General features: G+C 67.1%; 16 protein-coding genes. 5 read left to right on the forward strand and 11 right to left on the reverse strand.

Annotated elements, in window-relative coordinates; genetic code table 11:
• Positions 1-333 precede the first annotated feature (333 nt).
• On the forward strand, positions 334-2,226 hold the full coding sequence (gene htpG, locus ACVOKU_RS17470; protein ID WP_481560505.1) for a molecular chaperone HtpG: 1,893 nt from the start codon (positions 334-336) through the stop codon (positions 2,224-2,226).
• A gap of 70 nt (positions 2,227-2,296) precedes the next feature.
• Here the strand turns inward: htpG and ACVOKU_RS17475 are convergent, their stop codons facing one another.
• A complete protein-coding gene (locus tag ACVOKU_RS17475) occupies positions 2,297-2,596 on the reverse strand; it encodes a hypothetical protein (RefSeq protein ID WP_128989068.1) in 300 nt (99 codons plus the stop codon).
• 129 nt (positions 2,597-2,725) lie between these two features.
• Here ACVOKU_RS17475 and ftsY point away from each other — a divergent pair, with 129 nt between their 5' ends.
• The 3 genes from ftsY to ACVOKU_RS17490 are packed head-to-tail and all read left to right on the forward strand — an operon-like array spanning position 2,726 to position 5,407.
• Entirely contained in the window at positions 2,726-4,027 is a 1,302-nt protein-coding gene (ftsY, locus tag ACVOKU_RS17480) for a signal recognition particle-docking protein FtsY (protein WP_481560506.1), read from the forward strand.
• Positions 4,020-5,132, forward strand: a complete 1,113-nt coding sequence (gene mutY / locus ACVOKU_RS17485; RefSeq protein WP_481560507.1) for an A/G-specific adenine glycosylase — start codon at positions 4,020-4,022, stop codon at positions 5,130-5,132. Before ftsY ends, mutY begins: the two co-directional genes overlap by 8 nt.
• A gap of 5 nt (positions 5,133-5,137) precedes the next feature.
• A complete protein-coding gene (locus tag ACVOKU_RS17490; RefSeq protein WP_053517303.1) occupies positions 5,138-5,407 on the forward strand; it encodes an oxidative damage protection protein in 270 nt (89 codons plus the stop codon).
• A 66-nt stretch (positions 5,408-5,473) separates the two neighbouring features.
• On the opposite strand, the gene ACVOKU_RS17495 is transcribed toward ACVOKU_RS17490, so the two are convergent.
• The 10 genes from ACVOKU_RS17495 to ACVOKU_RS17540 form a co-directional block, all read right to left on the reverse strand.
• The gene (locus ACVOKU_RS17495) at positions 5,474-5,923 is read right to left on the reverse strand and encodes a DUF6491 family protein (RefSeq protein ID WP_053517332.1); all 450 of its coding nucleotides are present in this window, start codon (positions 5,921-5,923) and stop codon (positions 5,474-5,476) included.
• A 107-nt stretch (positions 5,924-6,030) separates the two neighbouring features.
• Positions 6,031-6,849: an ATP-binding cassette domain-containing protein gene (locus ACVOKU_RS17500; protein ID WP_065174957.1), complete on the reverse strand. Its 819-nt coding sequence runs from the start codon at positions 6,847-6,849 to the stop codon at positions 6,031-6,033.
• Positions 6,842-8,083 (reverse strand): lipoprotein-releasing ABC transporter permease subunit, encoded by a 1,242-nt coding sequence (locus ACVOKU_RS17505; protein ID WP_065174956.1) that lies wholly within the window; start codon positions 8,081-8,083, stop codon positions 6,842-6,844. The genes ACVOKU_RS17500 and ACVOKU_RS17505 overlap by 8 nt, the downstream gene beginning before the upstream one ends.
• A gap of 23 nt (positions 8,084-8,106) precedes the next feature.
• A complete protein-coding gene (locus ACVOKU_RS17510) occupies positions 8,107-8,556 on the reverse strand; it encodes a hypothetical protein (RefSeq protein ID WP_481560508.1) in 450 nt (149 codons plus the stop codon).
• Complete coding sequence (locus ACVOKU_RS17515; RefSeq protein ID WP_312553291.1) at positions 8,507-8,755, reverse strand: FAD assembly factor SdhE; 249 nt, start codon at positions 8,753-8,755, stop codon at positions 8,507-8,509. The genes ACVOKU_RS17510 and ACVOKU_RS17515 overlap by 50 nt, the downstream gene beginning before the upstream one ends.
• A 90-nt stretch (positions 8,756-8,845) precedes the next feature.
• The gene (locus ACVOKU_RS17520; protein WP_053517298.1) at positions 8,846-9,631 is read right to left on the reverse strand and encodes a succinate dehydrogenase iron-sulfur subunit; all 786 of its coding nucleotides are present in this window, start codon (positions 9,629-9,631) and stop codon (positions 8,846-8,848) included.
• A gap of 67 nt (positions 9,632-9,698) precedes the next feature.
• Entirely contained in the window at positions 9,699-11,489 is a 1,791-nt protein-coding gene (sdhA, locus tag ACVOKU_RS17525) for a succinate dehydrogenase flavoprotein subunit (protein ID WP_481560509.1), read from the reverse strand.
• A 31-nt stretch (positions 11,490-11,520) separates the two neighbouring features.
• Positions 11,521-11,907: a succinate dehydrogenase, hydrophobic membrane anchor protein gene (gene sdhD, locus ACVOKU_RS17530; protein WP_053517295.1), complete on the reverse strand. Its 387-nt coding sequence runs from the start codon at positions 11,905-11,907 to the stop codon at positions 11,521-11,523.
• Positions 11,904-12,296, reverse strand: coding sequence for a succinate dehydrogenase, cytochrome b556 subunit (gene sdhC, locus ACVOKU_RS17535; protein WP_004153151.1), 393 nt, complete (start codon positions 12,294-12,296; stop codon positions 11,904-11,906). The genes sdhD and sdhC overlap by 4 nt, the downstream gene beginning before the upstream one ends.
• Positions 12,297-12,352: 56 nt before the next feature.
• A complete protein-coding gene (locus ACVOKU_RS17540) occupies positions 12,353-12,523 on the reverse strand; it encodes a DUF1674 domain-containing protein (RefSeq protein WP_074901279.1) in 171 nt (56 codons plus the stop codon).
• Between the two features lie 39 nt (positions 12,524-12,562).
• Between ACVOKU_RS17540 and ygfZ the strand changes: the two genes are divergently transcribed.
• Positions 12,563-13,435, forward strand: a complete 873-nt coding sequence (gene ygfZ / locus ACVOKU_RS17545) for a CAF17-like 4Fe-4S cluster assembly/insertion protein YgfZ (RefSeq protein ID WP_481560510.1) — start codon at positions 12,563-12,565, stop codon at positions 13,433-13,435.
• The last annotated feature ends 34 nt before the right edge of the window (positions 13,436-13,469 follow it).

The raw sequence follows: 13,469 nt of genomic DNA on the forward strand, positions 1-13,469 counted from the left end.
GCCGCAGCGGACATCGAGAAGTTTGTGGACTGGTACAACCACCGTCGGCTTCATAACGCCAACGGCCTTGTGCCACCTGCGCCCCACGAAGCGCAGGTGGCCTAACCCCCCTGGCGAGTGTCCAGAAATACTTGACCACCACAGATTCACGGCGCCCCCGCGAACCCGCAGTGCCCCGCCATCCCTCGGAATGCCCGCTGTTGCTTTTGCTCCGGCCTCTGCGGGTGCAGGGCGCCGCCCTGCCCGACCAACCCCCTTGATTTCGGGACAATCACCCCTACCCCTTGGCGAGGCCGCACGCGCTGGCGCGGCATTGCACACGGAGCCCTATCGATGACCGAGACGACCCAGACCGAAACCCTTGGCTTCCAGACCGAAGTCAAGCAGCTGCTGCAGTTGATGATCCACTCGCTGTACTCCAACAAGGAGATCTTCCTGCGCGAGCTGGTGTCCAATGCCGCCGACGCGGCCGACAAGCTGCGCTTCGAGGCGCTGACCCAGCCGTCCCTGCTGGAAGACGACAGCGACCTGCGCGTGCGCGTCAGTTTCGACCCGGCCGCCCACACCATCACCATCGAGGACAACGGCATCGGCATGAGCCGCGCCGAGGCCATCGCCCACCTCGGCACCATTGCCAAGTCCGGCACCGGCGACTTCCTGCGCCAGCTGTCCGGCGACCAGAAGAAGGACTCGCAGCTGATCGGCCAGTTCGGTGTCGGCTTCTACAGCGCGTTCATCGTCGCCGACGAAGTCGAAGTCACCTCGCGGCGGGCCGGCCTGGCCAGCAGCGAAGGCGTGCGCTGGACCTCGCGCGGCGAAGGCGACTTCGACGTCGCGACCCTCGACAAGCCCGAGCGCGGCACCCGCATCGTGCTGCACCTGAAGGACGGCGAACACGACTTTGCCGATGGCTGGCGCCTGCGCAGCATCCTCAAGAAGTACTCCGACCACATCGGCCTGCCGATCCAGATGCCGAAGGAAGGGAGTGAAGAGGGCGCGGCGGTCGAATGGGAAACCGTCAACCGTGCCAGCGCGCTGTGGACCCGTCCGCGCACCGAGATCAGCGACGCCGAGTACAGCGAGTTCTACAAGCACGTGGCACACGACCACAGCGATCCGCTGGCGTGGAGCCACAACAAGGTCGAAGGCAAGCTGGAGTACACCTCGCTGCTGTACGTGCCGGGCCGTGCACCGTTCGATCTGTATCACCGCGATGCGCCCAAGGGCCTGAAGCTGTATGTCCAGCGGGTGTTCGTGATGGACCAGGCCGAGCAGTTCCTGCCGCTGTACCTGCGCTTCATCAAGGGCGTGGTCGATTCCAACGACCTGTCGCTGAACGTCTCGCGCGAGATCCTGCAGTCCGGCCCGGTCATCGATTCGATGAAGGCCGCGCTGACCAAGCGCTCGCTGGACATGCTGGAGAAGCTGGCAACCGACAAGCCCGAGCAGTACGCCACGTTCTGGAAGGAATTCGGCCAGGTGCTGAAGGAAGGACCGGCCGAGGACTACAACAACCGCGAGAAGGTGGCCGGCCTGCTGCGCTTCGCCTCCACCCGTGGCGAGGGCGATGCCCAGACCGTCTCGCTGGCCGACTACATCGGTCGCATGGCCGAAGGCCAGGACAAGATCTACTACCTGACCGGCGAGAGCTACAGCCAGGTCCGCAACAGCCCGCACCTGGAAGTGTTCCGCAAGAAGGGCGTGGAAGTGCTGCTGCTGACCGACCGCATCGACGAATGGCTGATGGGTTACCTGACCGACTTCGACGGCAAGGGCTTTGTCGACATCGCCCGTGGCGACCTCGACCTCGGCGCGCTGGAGACCGAGTCGGACAAGCAGGAACAGGAAGCGGCGGCCAAGGACAAGCAGGCCCTGATCGAACGGCTGAAGGCGGTGCTCGGCGACGACGTGGCCGAAGTCCGCGTGTCGCACCGGCTGACCGATTCGCCAGCGGTGCTGGCCATCGGCGAACAGGATCTGGGCCTGCAGATGCGCCAGATCCTGGAAGCCAGCGGCCAGAAGGTGCCTGACAGCAAGCCGGTGCTGGAGATCAATCCGGGGCACCCGTTGATCACCAAGCTCGATGGCGAGGCCGATGGTGATCGTTTCGACGATCTCGGCCGCGTGCTGTTCGACCAGGCCGCGCTCGCGGCCGGCGACAGCCTGAAGGACCCGGGCGCCTATGTTGCGCGCCTGAACAAGCTGCTGCTGGAGCTGTCGGCCTGACACGCAGGGTGGTCGCCGGGCATGACCCGGCGCTGCCGGGCGCTGGCTGGCATCTGCCAGGCCGGGCTGCTCAGGCCCGGCGATCCAGCAGCGACCCCAGCATCTGGTCCTGGCGGCGGACCAGCGAAGCGTTGGCGGCGAAGGCCACCACCTCCGCGTTTGCCGCCAGCAAATCAGCGAGCGGCGCGGCGGGATCGGCGCCGGCAGCGGTCACCCGGGTCTGCACCCCACCCTGCTCCACCGCCGCGCGTTGCAACTGCAGGCGCGGCGCATCGGCTGTCGCCAGGTTGGCCACGTTGTGCGCGGCCACCTGCACGCCTTGTCCCGCTGCCCGCATGCCGCTCCAGGCCGTTGCCATCACGTTGTCCATGGCGGTCTCCGGGCCGCTCGGTGCAGCCCTCCGAAGCCATTAGCGGCTGCCCGGCCGCGACCTTGAGTCCACATCGGGCAGACGGGCCCGGGTGGTAGCATATCCCTCTGATTTCAGCGCCTTTTGCCAATGCTCAGTTTTTTCCGCCGCAAGAAGCCCCAGGACGCCGCCACACCGGACGCGCCCAAGACCCAGCACTACTCGGCTGAAGAGCTGGCGGCGGCATTCCCGTCGGCCGCGCCCGTCGAGGACACCACGGTCGTAGCCGACGCACCGCCAGCCGTGGCTCCGGCTGAGGCGGTGCCCGTCCCGGCGCCGCCCGCCGCTGCCCCGGCGTCCCCGCCGGCGCCGGCAGCGGCCGAACGCGTCCTGGCACCGGAAGACGTCGAGGCCGAGGCACGTGCCGCCGCCGCCGTGCTCGCTCCGCTGGCTCCGGTGATTCCCGCACAGCAGCCCTCCGCACCGGCCGCCGACCTGCCGGTGCTGGTGGATGCCGCACCGGCCCCGGCGGGCAAGTCCGGCTGGCGCGAACGCCTGCGCAACAGCGTCATCGCGCGCAGCTTTGGCGGCCTGTTCTCGCGCAATCCCAAGCTCGACGATGACCTGCTGGACGAACTGGAAACCGCGCTGATCACCGCCGATGTCGGCGTCGGTGCGACCACCGAGCTGGTCGAAGGCCTGCGCAGACGCATGAAGGCACGTGAGTTCGCCGATGCCAACGCACTGCTGGGCGCACTGCGTGCCGACCTGATCGCGATCCTGCAGCCGGTCGCCAGGCCCCTGGTGATCGATCGCAACGCCAGGCCCTTCGTGGTGCTGACCGTTGGCGTCAACGGTGTCGGCAAGACCACCACCATCGGCAAGCTGGCCAAGCGCTTCAAGGACGACGGTCACAGCCTGATGCTGGCCGCCGGCGATACCTTCCGTGCCGCTGCCGTGGCCCAGCTGCAGGCCTGGGGCGAGCGCAACGGCGTGGCCGTGGTGGCCCAGGGCCAGAATGCCGACGCCGCCTCGGTGGCCTACGACGCGCTGCAGGCCGGCAAGGCGCGCGGCACGTCGGTGCTGATTGCCGATACCGCCGGCCGCCTGCATACCCAGTCCGGCCTGATGAACGAGCTGGGCAAGATCCGTCGTGTGCTCGGCAAGATCGATCCCGCTGCGCCGCACGAGGTGCTGATGGTGATTGACGGCACCACCGGCCAGAACGCGCTGTCGCAGCTGCGCCAGTTCAACGCCGCGGTGAACGTGACCGGCCTGGTGGTGACCAAGCTGGACGGCACCGCAAAGGGCGGCGTGGTGTTCGCACTGGCCCGCGAGTTCGGCATTCCGATCCGTTTCGCCGGCATCGGTGAGCGCCCGGAAGATCTGCGTGAATTCGATCCGGAAGCCTTCGTCGACGCGCTGTTGCCCGAAGCGCTTGGCAGTGCCTGAGGCCACCATCGTGCCCGCGGGCGACCCGTTCGTCGCCCGCCTGCTGCACTGGTTCGACGACCACGGCCGCCACGACCTGCCCTGGCAGCATCCGCGCAGCCCCTATCGGGTCTGGCTGTCGGAGATCATGCTGCAGCAGACCCAGGTGGCCACGGTCATCCCGTACTTCCAGCGGTTCCTGCAGCATTTCCCCACCCTGCCCGCGCTGGCCGCCGCCAGCAACGATGCGGTGATGGCGCAGTGGGCCGGGCTGGGCTACTACGCCCGTGCGCGCAACCTGCATGCGGCGGCCCAGCGCTGCGTGGAACTGCATGACGGCGAACTGCCGCGTGATTTCGACGCGCTGCATGCGCTGCCCGGCATCGGCCGCAGCACCGCAGGCGCGATCCTCAGCCAGGCCTGGAACGACCGGTTTCCGATCCTCGACGGCAACGTCAAGCGCGTGCTCAGCCGCTATCACGGCATCGAAGGCTTCCCCGGCCTGCCAGCCATCGAAAAGCAGTTGTGGGCCATCGCCGAAGCGCACGCCGCCCGGGTGCCGGACGGCCGGATGGCCGACTACACGCAGGCACAGATGGACCTCGGTGCCACCGTGTGCAGCCGCGCCAGGCCCGCCTGCGTGATCTGCCCACAGCAGCAGGACTGCGTGGCGCGCCGCGAAGGCCGGACCGCCGAGTTGCCCACGCCGAAGCCCGGCAAGGCCCTGCCCGAACGCGAGGCCGTGGCCCTGCTGCTGCGCGATGCCCAGCAGCGCGTGCTGCTGCAGAAGCGACCTGAGACCGGCATCTGGGCGCAACTGTGGACCCTGCCGCAGGCCGACGCCGGTGAAGCGCTGCAGGACTGGTTCGATGCACACGTGGACGGCTCGCTGGAAGATGCCGACGAGCTGCCGGTGCTGCAGCACACCTTCAGCCACTACAGGCTGCACCTGCAGATCCTGTCGCGACAGGTACGCGGCCTGCGCGTGGAAGAATCCTCGCTGCGCTGGGTCACCGCCGACGAACTGCCGACGCTGGGCTTGCCGGCTCCCATCCGCAAGCTGCTTGATGGCACTGCGATCAAACCGCCACGACGCAGATCCAAGAAACCCCGCAACCACGAGTGAGTGCCATGCCCCGAACCGTCTTCTGCCAGTACGAACAACGCGATGCCGAGGGCCTGGACTTCGTGCCCTATCCGGGCGAACTGGGCCAGCGCATCTTCAACCACATCGGCAAGCAGGCCTGGGCGGCATGGCTGGCGCACCAGACCATGCTGATCAACGAGAACCGCCTGTCACCGCGCGATCCAAAGCACCGCGCGTTCCTGGAAGGGGAACTGGTCAAGTTCCTGTTCGAGAAGGACGCGGAGAAGCCCGCCGGCTTCGTCCCGGAAGCCTGATCCGGAGATGGCGCCGGGCCGTGCCCGGCGCCCCTGCATCTGCCGCCGTGGCCCGGCGCTGCCGGCCTAGTTCGCCGGCTCCTCGCGCTCCTGCACCTGCGCCTGCCGCAGCTCCTGTTCCGAAGCACGCAGCGCCTTCACGTCAAGCTTGCGGATGCTGCTGATGAAGCATGGCAGGCGCGGGCCTCCGGTCGGGTCACGGACCAGCACCTTGTCGAAGCGGGCCGACACGCGGTTCATGCGGCTGGTCAGGCCAATGGCGGTCGCAAACGACAGATCCTGGCAGGGGCCGTTCAATTCCAGCAGGTAGGCCTCGCTGGGCCGGGTCCATACCGCCAGTGCACTGTCGCCCAGTTCGGTCCAGCCGTTGAGGCTGCCGAAGAACTGCATGTCATTCTGCGGTGCGCCGGCGTGCGCCCGGTACAGGTCCAGCCGCTCGGCACTGCTCAGGCGGCCGGTGGTCGCACACGCGGCCAGGGCAAGGCAGAGCCCTGCGATCACAAGCGGGGTCTTCATGTCGATCTCCACGGGGAACCGGGGGCCATCATGCGCCTGCCCGGGTATGGGCGGCGAGAATCCCGGCGCCACCGTTCAGGCGCCGGGAGGTGCACGTTGCCGGCCGCTCAGACGTCGGCGTGGGCCAGCTCGTGCAGGCGCCCTTCGCGCAGCTCCAGCACCCGGTCCAGGCGCCGCGCCAGGCCGCGGTCGTGGGTGACCAGCACCAGGCTGGTGTGGCGGGCACGATTGAGTTCAAGCATCAGGTCGAACACGGTGCCGGCCGTGCGATCGTCCAGGTTGCCGGTCGGCTCGTCGCCCAGCACGCAGGCCGGATGATTCACCAGCGCGCGCGCCACCGCCGCACGCTGGCGCTCGCCACCGGAAAGCTCGCCCGGTTTGTGGTCCAGGCGATGGCCCAGCCCGACCGACTCCAGCAGCAAGGTTGCGCGCGCGGCCGCCTCCTCCACTTCAGGACGACCACGGACGAAGGCGGTGGCCCCGTTGACGATGCTGGCCAGCGCCGTCCCCACCACGCCCAGGCCGGCGAACATCGCCCGCTGTGACATCGGCGAATGCGAGCGGGACAGCAGCAGCGGCATCATCACGTTTTCCAGCGCGGTGAATTCCGGCAGCAGGTGATGGAACTGGTAGACAAAGCCCAGCGCCTGGTTGCGCAGCAGGCCACGCGCGGTATCCGACAGCGCCGACATGCGTTGACCGGCCACGTACACCTCGCCGGCACTGGGTACGTCCAGTCCCCCCAGCAGGTGCAGCAGCGTGCTCTTGCCTGCACCGGACGCGCCGATGATGGCCACGGTTTCACCCGCGGTGACGGTCAGGTTCAGGCCGTCGAATACCGGGGTCTGCATGCGCCCTTCGGCATAGATCTTGCCGAGGTGCTCGGCGCGGATCACTTCCTGGCCGCGGTCAAAGGCTTCATTCATAGCGCAGGGCCTCCGCCGGCTGGGTGCGTGCCGCCCGCCAGGCGGGATACAGGGTGGCCAGGAAGCTCATCAGCAGCGCGACCACGGTGATCACCACCACGTCGCCGGTCTGCATGTCCGTCGGCAGGCCGGTGATGTAGTACACGTCTTCCGGCAGCAGCTTGACGTTGAACACGCGCTCGATGGCACCGAGGATGCGTTCCAGGTTGAAGGTCAGGGTGATGCCGCCGATCAGTCCGGCCAGCGTGCCGAAGATGCCGATCAACGAGCCCTGCACCATGAACACCTGCATCACCCCGGCCGGGGTCAGGCCGAGCGTGCGCAGGATGGCGATGTCCGCCTGCTTGTCGGTGACCAGCATCACCTGCGAGGACACCAGATTGAACGCGCCCATCGCGATGATCAGCGACAGCAGGATGCCCATCACCACTTTCTCCATGCGCAGCGAGTGGTAGAGATTGGCGTTCTGCTGGGTCCAGTCACTTACGCGATAGGCGCCGCCGAGGTTCTGCGCAAGGTCCACGCCGACTTCCAGCGAGCGGTCCATGTCGTGCAGTTTCAGGCGCACGCCGGTCGCGCCATCGGCGCGCAGTACGCGCTCGAGATCCTTCATGTTGGCGAAGCCGACGCCGCGGTCGACCTCGTTGTAGCCGGCCTCGAAGATGCCGCTGACGGTGAAGCGCTTCATCCGCGGAACGGCACCTGCAGGTGTGCCCTGCACTTCGGCGAAGGTCACCAGCACCTGGTCGCCGACGTCGACGCCCAGCCAGATCGCCAGTTCCTTGCCCAGCAGCAGATTGAAGCTGCCGGGTTTCAGGCTGTCGTAGCTGCCCTTGACCACCTTCTGGTCGATCACCGACACCTTCGGCTCCAGTGCCGGGTCGATGCCCTGGATGATCGCACCCTGCACGCGCGGGCCGCTGATCATCGACTGGATCTCGATATAGGGTGCGGCGCCCGCCACGCGCGGGTCCTTGTTGGCCACGTCCACCACGCGCATCCAGTCCGGCATGGGCTCGCCGTCGCGACTGATGGTGGTATGCGCCGTCATCTGCAGCAGGCGGCTGCGGATTTCCTTCTGGAAGCCGCTCATCACCGCCAGGGTGGTGATCAGCACCGTAACGCCGAGCGCGATGCCCAGGATCGATGCCATCGAAATGAAGGAGATGAAGCCGTTGCGGCGCTTGGCGCGCAGGTAGCGCAGGCCGATGGCCACGGGAATGGGTTTGAACATGCAGGCACGCCGGACGATTCAGCCTATGGTGCCACCGACCGGGCTCGACGGGAAACGGCGCGTGCGGCGACGGCCAGTCGCAGTTCACGTCGCTGCCGGGCATCGAGCACATCCGGCCAGAACAGCAGCCGCCGTTGCCGCCGCCCCTGGTGCCCATGCAGCAACAGCCACGGGCCGCGGATCACCAGCTGTGGAGCGTCCAGCGCCTGCCCCGCCACCTGCAGCGGAGCGGGCAACGCGGGCAGGCACACCCTCACCTTCGGCCGGCGCAGGCGCCAGAAGAGCTCGGCCAGGCCCAGCGCCCAGACCAGCAGTACGACGGGAACCAGGGCGTCTCGGGGCAGATCCGAAGCGCGCAGCAGCCAGGGGGCGGCGAGCAGTACCGCCAGCTGGGCACCCGCCTGCAGCCGTGAAGGACGCCACTCAAGGCTTGAGGGCGCGGATCCTGTCCATGAGCGGGATGGCGTGCGCATGCGGGCAGACCTCGTAGCCCATGAACCAGCGCCACAATTTATCGTCCTCACAGTCGAGCAGGAACAGGAAAACCTCGCGCTCTTCGGTCGGCGCGGTGCTCCATTCGCGGTCAAGGTAGCGCTCGAACAGCTGGTCCAGTTCGCGCATGCCACGCCGGCAGCGCCAGCGCAGCTTCTTCAGCAGGGTCTCTTCATCCATTGCAGGCCTCCAGATACAGCGAAGCCACGCATGGCGTGGCTCGGCTGGGGTGCGTGCGGCCGCCGTCGATGCGGCCGCATGCGGGATGGATCAGGCGCGACGCTCCATCATGAGCTTCTTGATCTCGGCAATCGCCAGCGCCGGGTTCAGGCCCTTCGGGCAGGTGCGGGCGCAGTTCATGATGGTGTGGCAGCGGTACAGCTTGAACGGATCTTCCAGATCGTCCAGGCGCGCACCGGTGTCCTCATCGCGCGAGTCGATGATCCAGCGGTAGGCCTGCAGCAGGATCGCCGGCCCCAGGTAACGCTCGCCGTTCCACCAGTAGCTCGGGCAGCTGGTCGAGCAGCAGGCGCACAGGATGCACTCGTACAGGCCATCGAGCTTCTTGCGGTCTTCCGGCGACTGCAGGCGCTCGCGATCCGGCGGCGCCGGGGTCTGCGTGCGGATCCACGGCTTGATCGAGGCGTACTGCGCGTAGAAGTGGGTCAGGTCCGGAACCAGATCCTTGACCACGTTCATGTGCGGCAGCGGGTAGATCGGCACTTCCTTCTTGCCGCAGTCCGCGATGGCGCGGGTGCAGGCCAGCGTGTTGGTGCCGTCGATGTTCATCGCGCACGAACCGCAGATGCCTTCGCGGCAGGAGCGACGGAAGGTCAGGGTCGGGTCGATCTCGTTCTTGATCTTGATCAGCGCGTCCAGGACCATCGGGCCGCAGGCGTCCAGATCGACCTCATAGGTATCGGTGCGCGGATTGCTGTCGTCGTCCGGACTCCAGCGGTAGATCTTGAAGGTACGCACGTTCTTGCCGCCGTTCTTGACGGGGAAGTGCTGGCCCTTCGTGATCTTGGAATTCTTGGGGAGTGAAAACTCGGCCATGGCTGCTCTCGTTGGCTCAGGCGGCCCGCGCCCTCAAGGCGCGGATTGCATGGTAGGCGGGGTCGGATCAGTACACGCGCGGCTTCGGCGGCACCACGGACACGTCATCGGTCAACGTGTACATGTGCACCGGACGGTAGTCGAAGCTGCACTTGCCCTTCTCGTCGACGCTGACCAGGGTGTGCTTCTGCCAGTTGACGTCGTCGCGGTCCGGGAAGTCCTCGTGCGCATGCGCGCCGCGGCTTTCCTTGCGCTGTTCGGCCGAGTTGATCGTCGCCACCGCGTTGAGCAGCAGGTTGTTCAGCTCGTAGGTCTCGATCAGGTCCGAGTTCCACACCAGCGAACGGTCCGAGACCTTCACGTCCTGGAACGAATCGAAGATCTTGTCCATCTTCTCGCAGCCTTCCTTCAGCGTCTGGCTGGTGCGGAAGACGGCCGCGTCGGCCTGCATGGTGCGCTGCATGCGGTCGCGGATGACCGAGGTCGGGGTATCGCCGTTGGCGTGGCGCAGCTTGTCCAGCAGGCCCAGCGCCTTGTCGCAGGCATCGGCCGGCAGCGGCTTGTGCGACGCGCCCGGCGTGATGGTCTCGGCACAGCGGTTGGCCACCGCACGGCCGAACACCACCAGGTCCAGCAGCGAGTTGGAGCCCAGGCGGTTGGCGCCGTGCACGGACACGCAGGCCGCTTCGCCGATGGCGTACAGGCCCGGCACCACGGCATCGGGGTTGTCGCCGACCTTGCGCACCACTTCACCGTGGTAGTTGGTCGGGATGCCACCCATGTTGTAGTGCACGGTCGGGATGACCGGGATCGGCTGCTTGTGCACGTCGACGCCGGCGAAGATGCGGGCGCTCTCGGCGATGCCCGGCAGCTTGTCATCGATCACGCCCGGGCCCAGATGGGTCAGGTCGAGCAGGATGTGATCCTTGTGCTCGCCGACGCCGCGGCCTTCGCGGATCTCGATGGTCATCGAGCGGCTGACCACGTCGCGCGATGCCAGATCCTTGTAATGCGGTGCATAGCGCTCCATGAAGCGCTCGCCGCTGCTGTTGCGCAGGATGCCACCCTCACCGCGGACACCCTCGGTGATCAGGCAGCCGGCGCCGTAGATGCCGGTCGGGTGGAACTGCACGAACTCCATGTCCTGCATGGCGATGCCGGCACGCATGGCCAGGCCGCCACCGTCGCCGGTGCAGGTATGCGCGGAAGTTGCGCTGAAATAGGCTCGGCCGTAACCGCCGGTGGCCAGTACCACGCCCTGGGCGCGGAACAGGTGCAGCGTGCCGTCGGACATGTCCAGGGCCAGCACGCCGCGGCAGACGCCTTCGTCGTCGAAGATCAGGTCGAGCGCGAAGTACTCGATCATGAAGCGCGCGTCGTGCTTCAGCGACTGCTGGTACAGCGTATGCAGCATCGCGTGGCCGGTACGGTCGGCCGCCGCGCAGGTGCGCTGCGCCGCCGGGCCTTCGCCGTACTTGGTGGTCATGCCACCGAACGGGCGCTGGTAGATCTTGCCTTCGGCGGTACGCGAGAACGGCACGCCGTAGTGCTCGAGCTCGATGATGGCCGGAATGGCCTCACGGCACATGTACTCGATGGCGTCCTGGTCGCCCAGCCAGTCCGACCCCTTGATGGTGTCGAAGAAGTGGTAACGCCAGTCGTCCTCGCCCATGTTGCCGAGCGCGGCGGAGATACCGCCCTGGGCGGCGACGGTGTGCGAACGGGTCGGGAAGACCTTGGTCAGGCACACGGTCTGCAGGCCCTTGGCGGCCAGGCCGAACGTGGCACGCAGGCCGGCGCCGCCGGCGCCCACCACGACCATGTCGTACTTGTGTTCGGTGATCTTGTAAGCGGACATCTAGTCTGGATTCCTGTGTAGGTGCCTGGGCTCAGGCAACGCCGAGGGCGATGCGGCCCACCGCGAACACACTGACGATCATGCCGAGCACGGCGACGAACTTCACCGCGGTCTGCAGCACCAGGGCCAGCAGCGATTCGTGGATGTAATCTTCCAGCACGACCTGCATGCCGAGCTGTGCGTGCCAGAACATGGCGATCAGCAGGCCGATCAGCGGCACCGCGTTCCACGGCTTGGCGATGGCAGCAGTGGCGGTCGCGTAGTCGGAACCCAGCAGGCCCAGCACGAAGACCAGGAACCAGATCCCCAGCACCACCAGGGCGGCGGCGGTCAGGCGCTGGTGCACGAAGTGCTCGGTGCCGGTCTTGGCCGAACCCAGGCCACGCACGTTCTTCAGCGGAGTACGGAACTTGCTCACGCGGCACCTCCAAACATCACGTAGGCCCACACCAGCAGGGTGATCACCAGGCTGCCGATGACCGACAGCCAGCTGCTGCGGATGAAGGCGGGGATGCTGAAGCCGATGGCGAAGTCCTGCACCACATGGCGGATGCCATTGCACAGGTGATAGGCGAACGACCATGTCCACGCAAACAGGAACACGCGGCCATACCAGGCCCCGGCATGGCCGGTGAAGCAGTTCCAGGAATCGGGCCCCATCATCAGGGCCAGCAGGCCCGCAGCGATGATGAGGGCACCAACAGACAGAAAGACGCCCGTGGCTCGATGCAGGATCGAGGTGGCCATCTGAATCTGCCAGCGATACACCTGAAGGTGCGGGGAAAGTGGGCGTTGTCTGGTCGCCATTCGCTGGGCTCGTTGTCTCGGCTGGGCGGCACGCGGCCGCGTTGGCTCAATGCTGATCAGAAATCGATGCAGCGTCCGTTTTTCTCCCAATCGCCATACCGCACCGGATCGAGTCCGCCGCGGCCGCCGAATTCCTCTGCCTTTTCCTGTTCCACGGGCACGGGTGCCGCAGGGACCAGCGGGGCTTCAGTTTCGTCGTCGGGAGTGGGGGTTGTTTGGCCTATCATGGTCGGTCTCGCAACGCACAAATTTTAGACCTCGTTCACGTGCCTGACAACCTGCCCCCTGCTTTCGTCGGATATCCACGCCTTCCGGGCCACCAGCTGGTGAGCCTGCAGGGCGTGGACGCAGCTGCCTTCGCCCATGCCCAGTTCAGCAGCGATGTCCTCGCCCTGCCCCTGCAGCACTGGCAGTGGAGCGCCTGGCTGAGTGCCAAGGGCCGCACCCTGGCGGTGTTCCAGCTGCTCCGGCTGGCTGAGGATCACGTGATGCTGGTGTTCGCCGATGGCGACGCGGATGCGACTGCGTCGCAACTGCAGCGTTTCGTGTTCCGCCGCAAGGTCAAGGTGCAGCTGCGCGACGATCTGGCCGTGGCCGGCGCGTTCACCGCACCGGAAGCGGCTACCGGCGCGGCGATCGCCGCCAATGCAGGCGGTTGGGAGCTGGACCTGGGCAGCGACGCGCTGCCGCGCGCGCTGCGCATCGGTGCCGCTGACACCTTCCCGGCCGGTGGGCCGGACGACGCCGCGGCCTTTGTATTGGCCTGGCGCCAGGCTGACCTGCGGTATGGCCTGCCCCGGCTGGAGCAGAGCCAGCGCGAGGTGTGGACGCCGCAGCAGTTGGGGCTGGACCGTCTGAACGGCTACAGCGTGAAGAAAGGCTGCTACCCGGGCCAGGAAATCGTCGCCCGCACCCACTTCCTCGGCAAGGCCAAGCGCGCAGTGCAGCTGCTGCACACCCATGCGCCGGCGCAGGCCGGTGACGGCGTGCAGCAGGACGGCGCGGCACTGGGCACGATCGCCAGCGTGGCCGGCGATCTGGCGCTGGCGGTGCTGCCACTTGAAACGAGCGACGCCGCGCTGCAGGTCGGCGATGCGCCCGCGCAGCGGATTCCGCTGCTGGATGGCCTGGCGCGCTGAGGCTGCGCCCTACCCACGCAGGGCGTGGATCTGC

The organism is Stenotrophomonas sp. STEN147 (genome assembly GCF_056757995.1).

Excerpts from the sequence above, each read along its gene's own strand:
- ACVOKU_RS17475 (WP_128989068.1), bottom strand. The coding sequence starts at position 2,596 with ATGGACAACGTGATGGCAACGGCCTGGAGCGGCATGCGGGCAGCGGGA.
- ACVOKU_RS17490 (WP_053517303.1), top strand. The coding sequence starts at position 5,138 with ATGCCCCGAACCGTCTTCTGCCAGTACGAACAACGCGATGCCGAGGGC.
- ftsY (WP_481560506.1), top strand. The coding sequence starts at position 2,726 with ATGCTCAGTTTTTTCCGCCGCAAGAAGCCCCAGGACGCCGCCACACCG.
- ACVOKU_RS17505 (WP_065174956.1), bottom strand. The coding sequence starts at position 8,083 with ATGTTCAAACCCATTCCCGTGGCCATCGGCCTGCGCTACCTGCGCGCC.
- ACVOKU_RS17520 (WP_053517298.1), bottom strand. The coding sequence starts at position 9,631 with ATGGCCGAGTTTTCACTCCCCAAGAATTCCAAGATCACGAAGGGCCAG.
- ACVOKU_RS17515 (WP_312553291.1), bottom strand. The coding sequence starts at position 8,755 with ATGGATGAAGAGACCCTGCTGAAGAAGCTGCGCTGGCGCTGCCGGCGT.
- htpG (WP_481560505.1), top strand. The coding sequence starts at position 334 with ATGACCGAGACGACCCAGACCGAAACCCTTGGCTTCCAGACCGAAGTC.
- sdhC (WP_004153151.1), bottom strand. The coding sequence starts at position 12,296 with ATGGCGACCAGACAACGCCCACTTTCCCCGCACCTTCAGGTGTATCGC.
- sdhA (WP_481560509.1), bottom strand. The coding sequence starts at position 11,489 with ATGTCCGCTTACAAGATCACCGAACACAAGTACGACATGGTCGTGGTG.
- ACVOKU_RS17500 (WP_065174957.1), bottom strand. The coding sequence starts at position 6,849 with ATGAATGAAGCCTTTGACCGCGGCCAGGAAGTGATCCGCGCCGAGCAC.
- ACVOKU_RS17510 (WP_481560508.1), bottom strand. The coding sequence starts at position 8,556 with ATGCGCACGCCATCCCGCTCATGGACAGGATCCGCGCCCTCAAGCCTT.
- ACVOKU_RS17540 (WP_074901279.1), bottom strand. The coding sequence starts at position 12,523 with ATGATAGGCCAAACAACCCCCACTCCCGACGACGAAACTGAAGCCCCG.
- ACVOKU_RS17495 (WP_053517332.1), bottom strand. The coding sequence starts at position 5,923 with ATGAAGACCCCGCTTGTGATCGCAGGGCTCTGCCTTGCCCTGGCCGCG.